Here is an 11,062-nt window from a genome sequence, read left to right as displayed (position 1 = left end):
GGACTTCTCGAAGCCATCGTGAGCAACGACGACAACCTGTCCTACGGCAGCATCGTCAGCGTTCAGATCGGGCAAGACAAATACATCACGACGCTGACCGACGATGGCATCTGCGAACTGAAGGACATGCTCGCGGACGCCCGGCGTTCGCCGGAGCGCTGGAACGACTTCTTACAAGACTCCGTCGACGATCCCGACATCATCGCACGCGTCAAGGACCAGCCCCCGCGGTAGAAATCGGGTGCTTACCTCAGATCGTCGCGCGCCCACAATTCGACAACCGCCGCAATAACTTCGTCTGGCGGAAGCTTCTCCGCCCTCGCTGCGTCGGAGGCGCGGGAACCGTGAGCGACCGGGACGCGCAGACGGCTCTTATAGGTAAGGGGAATTCCCGTATGGAGCGCAAGCCATGTGGCGAACGTCTGAAGAGAACCTGCCCAGCGTGCCGCCGTGCCTTTAGCATAGCTTTTCGCGAGAAGCGCCTCGGCCACGTGGAAATCTTCTGTTCGGATCGCGGCGAGAGGCCTTGCCTGGAGGACATCGGAGAGAGACTTCATGGCGTCATACTTGAGCCTGAGAGACTTTGCTGAGGGCCCCATTTCTACAATGCTCCAAAGGAGATAGACCTTGCAGACTTCTCCAACGTCGCCATTCCCGTATCGGGCGAAGTCCAGGCGGCTGATCTTCGATCGCGCCTGCTTGTTGAGCGGGGCGACGTTCCAGGTGGAAGCCTCGTAATCCAGCCAATCGGGCGCTTCGGCGAAGAGGCGCGGCAAAGATTGCAGGAGCGCGTCGGAGCCGCCGACCCTTGACAGGTCGGCGACGACGTCTTGAACTCCACGGAATCGGGCAACGTTCAATTTTCACCTCTTTCACGTGCGATGGCGTCTATCGCGCCCTGAACCCCGGCGGCGATACGATCAAAGTCCTTCAGAGCCTTTGAGCGCGCCGTCTGGCCCTCGGCCTCGCGCCAGCGATCCGCTTCCGCCTCGATGTAATCTAGCGCGCGCTGATGATCGGCGTCGCGAAAGGCAAGGAAATGCTCGCATGAGTAACAGCTGAAAAGCGGATGGACAGGGCACGCCGCGCCACTGGCGCACGCCCCAACGATTGCGGGGGCCTGTGCGTCCGGGACGATGATCGGCTGGTCGGGGGGCTCGTCGGGACTGGCGATGCGCCCCTTGAAAAAGGCGTCCCGGATCATGGAGAACCGCCCCCCAAGGTTGCGGTCCGCCTTCTCGAAGGCGGGAAGGTACTCCGCGCCGACGGCGTCAATGTAGTAGTGCGCTGCGTATGGGTTGTCATGCTGGAGCACGTCTTGAATGACCTCGAGCGCCACACCCTGCATCGCCAGGTGTGTGGCTCCGGTATGGCGGATTCGGGTGATCGTCATGCGCATAGGCTCTCCGGTGCGCGGCGAGATGATGCGCCGCGCATTGAACCAGCCCCTGATGAGGCGGTTCAGGACCCGGGCCGATGGTCTGATGGCGTGATCGCCAGCAAGTTCACGGGTGGAAGGAAGCGGCAAGAGCATCTCCCGAGCGATCGGGGAGGATTTTACTTCGGGTCTGCACCGAAACGCTTCAATATCCTCTGCAAGGTCGATTGGGACGGGCTCATAGCGCTCTTCAGCGCCCGTCTGTCCCTTGATCAGGGGCACCCGCAGGGAGGTGGTCACGCCGACCGCACTTTCCTCGCGCCGGATGGCGTCGGCTTTGATCAGCGCGATCTGCGAGGTTCGGCGCAGTAGCGTCAGGGCGATCCGCAGGATCAGGCGCAACGCGTGGTCGCGTGGCAGCTCATCTTCGAGGGGCTTTCGCGCGATCGCAGTTCTCAGAATCTCGAGTTCCGCGGAGGTCAAGGATCCAATCTCAGGGTGCCAATGCAGCACATCCTGACCCCACGCGAGCTTACGGTTAGCTTTCCAGGAGCGCATCTGGACGACAACACTGTTCAGATCGCCCCTCCCTGCCGTTTCGATGAGGTCGGCTACAAGGGTTCTTAGGTATGGTCGATTAGCTGGAGGAACTGCGGACCAGATGTCGCGAACAATTTTTGGGTCATGAAGGTCATTTACGGTATAGGGCGCTGCTATGCGGCCCTCATCGATTGCCCTTTCCTGAGCAGTGGCAAGACGCCCCAAAACTGCACTCAGCCTTTCAAGCCGGTTCGGGGCATACCGCGTCAAGCGCCGACGCAACGCAAGCGACAAAACGGAGCGAAGATCGGGATCCAGCGTTCTCGGCCAAACCAAGACACGAGGGTCGTTCAGCCAATTTCCAACCCAACGATCTTCGTGGACTTCGATATAGACAGGATTGCGGGGATCGAATTCATTCAGGATATATTCCCGACCATTATCCTCCCAGAGTTCGCGCTGTTCGTTGTATTTCATGACGGCGACAAGGCCTTCCATTCGAGCGCCGCGCTCCCCCAGACGCGAAGCGCCGTGCGCGCCCGCTGCTGCCGAGCTCGGCGAATGTAGATGTTCAGGCTTTCGGGATCCGACCAGCCACCCCAGTAGACAAGGTCGCCGGTCCGCACCTCGCGCTGCGTGGGATCCTCCAGTCGCGCCACCGCCTCGTAAGCTCGGTTGAAGAAGGCATGGCGCGCCAGATGCCAGGTGAAGTCGACGCCGGTCTCCCGCGCGATGTAGGCGGCAAGGTTGGTCGCGGACCTTTGAGGGAGCGGATCGCCCTTATCGTTGACGACGAGATACGTGTGGTGAACCACCGGGCGCTTGAGGCGCGCTCCGGACGGCGAACGCCTCCATGAGACGCGATGCGTCGTCATGTAATCGATTAGCAGCCTGGGAAAGGCGCTGCGAGCGATCACGGGTTCAAGTTCGCGACCCAGCGTCTTGGGCCGCGGTGCGTATTTGCCCCTAGGATCGGGTGGCCCTATGCGATCCTCAACACGCACGATGCAAAAGGCGCGGGACATCCGGGTCGGGCAGTCTTCCAGGCGGAGAGCGAGGATCTCACCGATCCGAAATCCGAACTCGATCGCCAGGCGCCAGATCAGGTACCCGCGAACCCAAAGCGGGTCTGGGCTGGGCGCGCTGGCGGCGCTATGCAGAAACGTTTCGATCTCCGCGATCCCGTCTTCTTCGAGGTCCGGGGCCGTTTCGAGCACGCGCGTGCGTTTGCGCCGCTCGCGCCACACGCGGGCCGTCGTCTCTATCGCTTTCGCCACAGCAATGTTGCGCGGCAAATGCCCGGCGTCGGCAGCGTATTGCGTGTGAAACCAATCCATCATGCGCTGCGCTGCAAAGAGATAGGTGTTGAACCCCTTGATGTTCTCGGACGGAAATGTCGTGCGATCGGCGGCCTCAAGAAATGCACGATGGAGCCAGGTCGCAAAGGCACGGATCTCCCTTGGTTCGAGAAGGCCTCCGGATAACAGGCGCGCATCCAAGTCGAGGCGTGTCTGATCCGCCCACGTGAATAGGGGGCGGATGCCTTGGAGCTCTGCGCTAAGCGTGTTGGGCGACGCTGCGCTCGCCAAGGCGGCCTCATACAACCCGGCGGCTACCGAGGGGATCGATGTTCGGGTGTTGATCAAGGCGTAACGCGCCCGCCCCTGCGGGGCCTCGAAACTGCGCGCGGTATAGGAGAAGTGGGGTCGCATTAAAACTGCACTAAATCTGGAACTATGACCTCTATAGCACTGTTTTTAATGGTACACTATTACAATTATAAAGTGTCTTAAAATTTGTCCAATATTCATTTTCCGTATGCCCGTCGACTCCCTCTGGATCACTGTCGAAATCGACAAAGAAAACCCCGCCAAACCAGTAGTTTGGCGGGGTTTGATCTGTTGGTGGTGTCGAGTTGTAAGTGGACTAAGCCGACGGCTAAGAGCACTTCGAATGGCCGCAGCTGCGGCAGGTCATGCAGCCTTCAACCATCTGCATGTCGAACTGGCCGCAGCTCGGGCAGGCCTTGCCGCGGGGCTGGTTCAGGTTCACCACTTGCGCCTGCGGGTCGGATTTCAGCCCCATGCCCTCGCCTTCCAGGAAACCGGTCTTGACCATATGGGTCTCGATCACGCCGCCGATTGCGGCCAGGATCGAGGGAATGTACTTGCCCTGCACCCAGGCGCCGCCGCGCGGGTCGAACACCGCCTTCAGCTCCTCCACCACAAAGGACACGTCGCCGCCGCGGCGGAACACGGCCGAGATCATCCGGGTCAGCGCCAGCGTCCAGGCGTAATGCTCCATATTCTTGGAGTTGATAAACACCTCGAACGGGCGGCGGTGGCCGTTGATGATGATGTCGTTGATGGTCAGGTAGATCGCGTGCTCGCTGTCCGGCCACTTCAGCTTGTAGGTATGGCCCTCCAGCGACTGCGGGCGGTCCAGCGGCTCCGACATATAGACCACTTCCGCGCTGTCGCTCTCATGCGGCGCCTGCGCGGTCTCGCCCGGCGCGGTGTCGGCGCTCTCGCTCACCGACAGGACCGAGCCGGTCACATCGTTCGGACGGTAGGTGGTGCATCCTTTGCAGCCTTGGTCCCAGGCCTGCATGTAGACGTCCTTGAAATCGTCAAAGGAGATGTCTTCCGGGCAGTTGATGGTCTTGGAGATCGAGCTGTCGATCCATTTCTGCGCTGCCGCCTGCATTTTGACGTGGGCCGCGGGGCTCAGCGTCTGGGCGTTCACGAAGTATTCGGGCAGCGCAGCATCGGCGCCGAACTTCTCGCGGTACATCTGCACCGCGTAGTCGACCACTTCCTCCTCGGTGCGGGAGCCGTCCTTCTGCAGCACCTTTCGGGTGTAGGCATAGGCAAACACCGGCTCAATCCCCGAGGAGACGTTGCCCGCGTAAAGCGAGATGGTGCCGGTCGGCGCGATCGAGGTCAGCAGCGCGTTGCGGATGCCGTGCTCGCGGATGGCGTCGCGCACATCCTCGTCCATGTTCAGCATGTTGCCGGAGTTCAGGTACTTCTCGGCATCAAACAGTGGGAAAGCGCCCTTTTCCTTGGCCAGGTCCACCGACGCCAGATAGGCGGCGCGGGCGATCGCGTGCAGCCATTCATCGGTTTGACGCGCCGCCTCGTCGGTGCCGTATTCCAGCCCCAGCATCAGCAGCGCATCCGCCAGGCCGGTGACGCCCAGGCCGATCCGGCGCTTGTTCCTGGCTTCCTGCGCCTGTGCTTCCAGCGGGAACTTGGAGACGTCGACCACGTTGTCCATCATGCGGACCGCAGTGGCGACTAGTTCCTGCATCGCCGCCTGATCCAGATGCGCGTCTTTCTCGAACGGGCTGGCCACAAGCCGCGCCATGTTGATCGAACCCAGCAGGCAGGCGCCGTAGGGCGGCAGCGGCTGCTCGCCGCAGGGGTTGGTGGCGCAGATGTTCTCGATATAGCTGAGGTTGTTGGCCTTGTTGATGCGGTCGATGAAGATCACGCCCGGCTCGGCGTAATCATAGGTCGCCTGCATGATCTTGTTCCACAGGTCGCGCGCCTCGACGGTGTGATAGACCTTGCCGTCGAACTGCAGCTCCCAGGAGCCGTCGGCCTTGACCGCTTCCATGAAGGCATCGGTGACCAGCACCGACATGTTGAACATGCGCAGCCGGGCGGGGTCGGACTTGGCGGTGATGAAGGCCTCGATATCCGGGTGGTCGCAGCGCATGGTCGCCATCATCGCGCCGCGGCGTGAACCGGCCGACATGATGGTGCGGCACATTGCGTCCCACACATCCATGAACGACAGCGGGCCGGAGGCATCCGCCGCCACGCCCTTCACATCGGCGCCGCGCGGCCGGATGGTGGAGAAGTCATAACCGATGCCGCCGCCCTGCTGCATGGTCAGCGCCGCCTCCTTCAGCATGTCGAAGATCCCCGACATGCTGTCCGGCACAGTGCCCATCACGAAACAGTTGAACAGAGTCACCTGGCGCGCGGTGCCGGCGCCTGCGGTGATCCGGCCCGCGGGCAGGTATTTGAAGTCTTCCAGCGCGCTGTAAAACTTCTCTTCCCACACGTCCGGCTTCTTTTCCGCCCGCGCCAGGTCGCGCGCGATGCGCCGCCAGGTATCTTCGACGGTCACGTCGATCGGCGCGCCATCGGCCTGCTTGAAACGGTATTTCATATCCCAGATCTGCTCGGCGATGGGGGCGGCAAAGCGGCTCATGTGTCGGTCCTTTGAGTCGTTTGGTCTTGATGAAAAACGGCTCCGCAGCGGCTGCTTCTTCAGGGCGCCGTGGCGAATCCGTTTTTTGTTAAGGCTTACTTGCAGCAAATGCGTGGAGAAACACAATACCTTGAAGTCGGCGATCCGTAAACTACTATATACTGTCAAAGCTCTGGACGACTCTGTGGGGAACCTGTGGATAAGCGCGTGAATCTCGTGAAGCTATCGGTCGGCACCGAAAGCGTCGAAAGCCTGATGGCCTGGCAGGAGATGCGCCGCCGGGAACTGCCGGAAGGTCTGCCCCGCCACGTCACCCGCATGTGGCCCAAGCGCGAGGCGGAGATCCTGAACGGCGGTTCGATCTACTGGGTGATCAAGGGGCTGGTCCAGTGCCGCCAGCGCATCCTTCGGCTGGATGAGGTCACCGGCGAGGACGGCATCCGCCGCTGCGCCATCGTGCTGGAGCCGGAATTGCACCGCACCCATACCGCGCCGAAACGCCCGTTCCAGGGCTGGCGTTACCTTAAGCCCGAAGACTCCCCTGCCGACCTGCCCGCAGGCAAGAAACAGGAGGAGCAGCTGCCGCCGGAACTGTCACAGGCGCTGGCGGAAATCGGGGTTATCTGAGGCCGTCCGCTCCCCCCGCGGCAGCCTCGCCATCACCGGGCGGATGCCCGGTGCAAGGCCCAACCGGGGCGGAAGCATCTATGATGCTTTCTGCCCCGGGCGGGAGCACACCACGCCACCGTTGCATTCAAGGAAGACTGCGAATTGCGTGCAGCGGATGCACGCCTCGCCCGCCTACTGCCTGCCGGAAGCGTGGCGCAGTGAGGGTTTCAGACAATGAAGAAGGCGGAAGAGCCAGCGCTTCTTCTTTGCTCAAATACTCGAAATCACCAGGCGCGGCAGGCGCAGGCAGCAGTTACTTGCGGTGTTCCAGCAGATCCAGCAGCGTGTTCAGCGCCGCCTTTTCGTCGACGCCGTATTTTGCCACCCGGCTGCGCCACAGGGTTGCCTGCGACTTCAGCACCAGCCCGTCGCTCAGCAGCTTCAGGTGGTTGGCCCGCAGCGTCTCGCCGGTGGAGGTGATGTCGGCCACCATCTCTGCGGTTTCATTCTTCACCGTGCCCTCGGTGGCGCCCTGGCTGTCGACCAGCTGGTAATCCGCCACCCCGGCATCGGTCAGGAACTCCCGCACCAGCCGGTGGTATTTGGTGGCAATCCGCAGCCGGTGGCCATGCGCCGCGCGGAAGGCCGAAGCCGCCGCATCCAGGTCATCCAGCGTGTCCACGTCGATCCAGAACTGCGGCACCGCCAGCACCAGATCGGCATGGCCGAAGCCCAGCTCTGCCAGCTCCTCCACCTGCTGCTCGAAGCGTGGCAGCTTTTCCTGCACCAGGTCGGTGCCGGTCACACCCAGGTGAATACGCCCCGCCGCCAGTTCGCGCGGGATTTCGCCCGCCGACAGCAGCACCAGCTCCATGTTGGAGACACCCTCGACGGCGCCGGCATACTCCCGGTCCGAGCCGGTGCGCGTCAGGGTCACGCCGCGCTTGGCAAACCAGTCAAAGGTCTTTTCCATCAGCCGCCCCTTGGACGGCACCCCCAGCTTCAAGGTCATGCGCGGGCCTCCTCCAGCTGCAGCATCAGGTCCGGGCGCAGCACGCCGCCCACTGCCGGGATCTCCTCGCCGTCGCCCAGCCGCCGGGTCAGCGCGTCATAGCGCCCGCCGCTGGCCACCGGCGGCAGATCCGGCCGCGCCTCGGCATAGAAGCCAAAGACAAACCCGTCGTAATACTCCATCGAGGTGCGCCCGTAAGACGCCTCGAAATCCAGGTTCTCCACATCGACGCCGCGCGCCTTCATCGCCGCGGTACGCGCGTCCAGCCGGTCCAGCGCGGCATTGATCTGCGGCAGGTCCACCGCGATGTCGCGCATCTGCTCCAACGCATAGGGCACGGTCTCCCGCACCGCCATCAAGGCTTCCAGCGCCAAGAGCTCATTTTCGGCAATCGGCGGTTCCTTGGCATCCTCGCGCAGAGCCTCCACCCGTGCCTGCACCTCGGCTGCACGGCGCTTGCCCAGCTCCACTGCCGAGCCGGTCAGATCGCCCTCTGTCGACAGCAGTTTCCTGCGGCTCTCCGGCACCGGGGTGCGCCCCGCGAAGCGGTCCAGCAAAGAGCGGAACCGGCGCGGCCGCCAGATGTGGCGCATCAGAGCTGTCTTGCGCTTGTCCGTCGTGTTCAGCCCTTCGACCGCCGCCATCAGAATGCCGATGTCGCCGGTCGCTGCGCGCAGCGGCAGCCCGCGCACCTGCAGCGCAAACAGCGAAAACACTTCCGCATCCGCGGCAGCCGCATCGTCGCGTTCGAACACCTCATAGCCAACCTGCAGGTACTCGTTGGGCCGGTCGGGGTCCATTTCCTGGCGCCGGAACACTTCGCCTGAATAAGTGTAACGCGCAGGCTCGGCGCCGTGGCGCATATGCGCTTCCACCACCGGCACGGTGAAGTCCGGGCGCAGCATCTGCTCGCCGCGCAAGGCGTCAGTGGTCACATAGGCACGGGCACGGATGTCCTCGCCATAAAGATCCAGCAGCGTGCCGGCCCGCTGCAGCAGCGGTGTGTCCACCACCTGCGCACCAGCGGCCTCAAACCGGACCCGCAGCTGGGCGGCGCGGGCCTGAATGTCGGAACGAAGCGCCATGATCAGCCCTGCCCGTCCAGAATTTCACGCACCTTGGCGACCAGCTCGTTGCGGGGCACCTCAAACTGGCTCGGGCGTTCCTTCCACTCTTCCAGCGTCGCGCTCTCGGCAATCTTAGCCCCCAGGATCAGGTCCTTGATCTGCACCACGCCGTTGGCCTTCTCATCACCGCCTTCGATCACCGCCACAGGAGAGTTCCGCTTGTCCGCATATTTCAGCTGGTTGCCGAAGTTCTTGGGGTTGCCCAGATAGACCTCGGCCCGGATGCCCGCATTGCGCAGCTCCGCCACCATCGCCTGATAATCCGCCATCCGGTCGCGGTCCATCACGGTGATCACAACGGGGCCGGTGGCCTCCGCCGTCAGCCGCCCCTTGGCATGCAGCGCCGCCAGCAGCCGGTCGACACCAACCGAGACACCCACCGCAGGCACTTCCTGCCCGGTGAACCGCTTGACCAGCCCGTCATACCGCCCGCCGCCAGAGACCGAGCCGAACTGCCGCTTGCGGCCCTTCTCGTCCAGGATTTCAAAGGTCAGCTCCGCCTCAAACACCGGCCCGGTGTAATAGCCCAGACCGCGCACCACCGAGGGGTCGATCTCGATCCGGTCTTTACCGTAACCGCCCGCCGCCAGCAACTCGCCGATCTGCTCCAGCTCGGCAATACCGTCCTGGCCCGCCTTGCTGTCGCCCACCGCGGCGCGCAGGTTGGCAATGGTGCCAGCCGCATCCGCCGCCTTGGATGTGAGGAACGCTAGCACGGGTGCTGCCTGATCGTCGCTGAGGCCAACCCCGTCGATGAAGGCGCCGGAGGCATCCAGCCGCCCCTTGGTCAGCAGCTCGCGCACGCCGGCCTCGCCCACCTTGTCGAACTTGTCGATGGTGCGCAGCACGTCATCGCGCTTGGCATCCTCCGTACCGAGGCCCATCGCCTCCAGCACGCCGTTCAGAACCTTGCGGTTATTGACCCGCACCAGGTAATCGCCGCGCGGAATGCCGACAGTTTCCAGCGTGTCGGACAGCATCGCGCAGATCTCCGCGTCAGCCGCCATGGACGCAGTACCTACAGTATCCGCATCGCACTGGTAGAACTGGCGGAACCGGCCCGGCCCAGGCTTCTCGTTGCGCCAGACCGGCCCCATCGCGTAGCGGCGGTAGGGCGTCGGCAGGTCGTTGCGGTGCTGCGCATAAACCCGCGCCAGCGGCGCCGTCAGGTCATAGCGCAGCGCCATCCAGTCGCCGTTGCCGTCGTCTTCGGTCTCCTGCCAGGCAAACACGCCCTCGTTCGGACGGTCCACGTCGGGCAGGAATTTTCCCAGCGCTTCAACGGTTTCCACCGCCGACGACTCCAGCGCCTCGAACCCGTAATGATGATACACACCCGCGATGGCCCGCAGCATCTCGCTGCGCTGGGTCACCTCCGCACCGAAATAGTCACGGAACCCCTTCGGCGTCTGCGCCTTGGGGCGGGGCTGTTTCTTCACTTTGGCCATCTGAGGCCTCCTCACGGGTAGCGGTTTCACTCGCCCGGCGGTCTAGCGGATGCCGCCCCGCGCGGCAAGGCTGCGCTGGGTCTTACGCCTGCTTCCTTTTGCCCGAAATTCTCATCTTCAATATGCGCGCGGCTTGGTGATGGACGCCCAGCGCCAAAGCGCCTATCTAAGCACATCCGCAATCAAAGGTGTGAGCCATGCAGCATCTGGAAGAGCAAATCGCCCATCTGACCCGCAGCGTGGAGGAAATGAGTGACGTGATCGCCCGCCAGCAGCAGGAGATCGACGTTCTGACCCGCCGCGTCGCCATGCTGATGCAGCGCGAAGCCGAGCGGCGGCAGGACGGCGGCGGCGGCGTGGTCTTCGCTGACGAACGCCCGCCGCATTACTGAAGACAAGGGCGCTGCGCACCTTTGTTCCGGGCCGGTGCAGTATCCGCGCAGTACGCTGATCGCGATCACGCCACCCACCGGCAATCAACGGGTCCTTCTCTATTCGGCGTTCTTTGGTCAAGCGCCATCGAGCAGTCATTCGCGGCAGGACTTCAGGTCTTTCGCGGGCCCTTGCTTCTCTTCGGGATCGGCACGCTGGCCCTCCCATCATGGGATTAGAAGAGTGAAGCGGTCCAATCTGACTCGCGGCCTGGCAGCCATGATGCTGCCGGAACTGGACCCATTGCGAACTCGCCTCACCCATCGTCCCGCGAAGGACGTCTTCCCACCTG

General features: G+C 63.1%; 10 protein-coding genes. 3 read left to right on the top strand and 7 right to left on the bottom strand.

The genetic code is table 11. The annotated features are described in order from the left end of the window. On the top strand, positions 1 to 234 hold a 234-nt coding region (locus GKC28_RS25370), incomplete at its 5' end, for a hypothetical protein (RefSeq protein ID WP_174149725.1). An 11-nt stretch (positions 235 to 245) separates the two neighbouring features. Here GKC28_RS25370 and GKC28_RS25365 read toward each other — a convergent pair. The 4 genes from GKC28_RS25365 to GKC28_RS25350 all read right to left on the bottom strand — a co-directional run bounded on the left by GKC28_RS25365 (position 246) and on the right by GKC28_RS25350 (position 6,142). Next, on the bottom strand, positions 246 to 860 hold the full coding sequence (locus GKC28_RS25365) for a hypothetical protein (RefSeq protein WP_174149724.1): 615 nt from the start codon (positions 858 to 860) through the stop codon (positions 246 to 248). Next, entirely contained in the window at positions 857 to 2,416 is a 1,560-nt protein-coding gene (locus GKC28_RS25360; RefSeq protein ID WP_174149723.1) for a site-specific integrase, read from the bottom strand. Before GKC28_RS25360 ends, GKC28_RS25365 begins: the two co-directional genes overlap by 4 nt. Further along, positions 2,392 to 3,564, bottom strand: a complete 1,173-nt coding sequence (locus GKC28_RS25355) for a site-specific integrase (RefSeq protein WP_174149722.1) — start codon at positions 3,562 to 3,564, stop codon at positions 2,392 to 2,394. The genes GKC28_RS25360 and GKC28_RS25355 overlap by 25 nt, the downstream gene beginning before the upstream one ends. Positions 3,565 to 3,856: 292 nt before the next feature. Next, a complete protein-coding gene (locus GKC28_RS25350; RefSeq protein WP_174149721.1) occupies positions 3,857 to 6,142 on the bottom strand; it encodes an adenosylcobalamin-dependent ribonucleoside-diphosphate reductase in 2,286 nt (761 codons plus the stop codon). A 195-nt stretch (positions 6,143 to 6,337) separates the two neighbouring features. Here GKC28_RS25350 and GKC28_RS25345 point away from each other — a divergent pair, with 195 nt between their 5' ends. Continuing rightward, positions 6,338 to 6,769, top strand: coding sequence for a DUF1489 domain-containing protein (locus GKC28_RS25345; RefSeq protein ID WP_174149720.1), 432 nt, complete (start codon positions 6,338 to 6,340; stop codon positions 6,767 to 6,769). Positions 6,770 to 7,064: 295 nt separating this feature from the next. Here the strand turns inward: GKC28_RS25345 and hisG are convergent, their stop codons facing one another. The 3 genes from hisG to hisS are packed head-to-tail and all read right to left on the bottom strand — an operon-like array spanning position 7,065 to position 10,338. Further along, positions 7,065 to 7,763: an ATP phosphoribosyltransferase gene (hisG, locus tag GKC28_RS25340; RefSeq protein WP_174149719.1), complete on the bottom strand. Its 699-nt coding sequence runs from the start codon at positions 7,761 to 7,763 to the stop codon at positions 7,065 to 7,067. Then, a complete protein-coding gene (locus GKC28_RS25335) occupies positions 7,760 to 8,848 on the bottom strand; it encodes an ATP phosphoribosyltransferase regulatory subunit (RefSeq protein ID WP_174149718.1) in 1,089 nt (362 codons plus the stop codon). The genes hisG and GKC28_RS25335 overlap by 4 nt, the downstream gene beginning before the upstream one ends. Before the next feature lie 2 nt (positions 8,849 to 8,850). Beyond that, on the bottom strand, positions 8,851 to 10,338 hold the full coding sequence (hisS, locus tag GKC28_RS25330) for a histidine--tRNA ligase (protein ID WP_174149717.1): 1,488 nt from the start codon (positions 10,336 to 10,338) through the stop codon (positions 8,851 to 8,853). 197 nt (positions 10,339 to 10,535) lie between these two features. On the opposite strand from hisS, the gene GKC28_RS25325 reads away from it, so the two are divergent. Beyond that, complete coding sequence (locus tag GKC28_RS25325; RefSeq protein ID WP_174149716.1) at positions 10,536 to 10,730, top strand: SlyX family protein; 195 nt, start codon at positions 10,536 to 10,538, stop codon at positions 10,728 to 10,730. The last annotated feature ends 332 nt before the right edge of the window (positions 10,731 to 11,062 follow it).

The sequence above is a fragment of the Leisingera sp. ANG59 genome (genome assembly GCF_013317235.1).
In the GTDB taxonomy this organism is placed as follows: domain Bacteria; phylum Pseudomonadota; class Alphaproteobacteria; order Rhodobacterales; family Rhodobacteraceae; genus Leisingera.
This window is presented reverse-complemented; position numbering and strand designations above follow the sequence as displayed.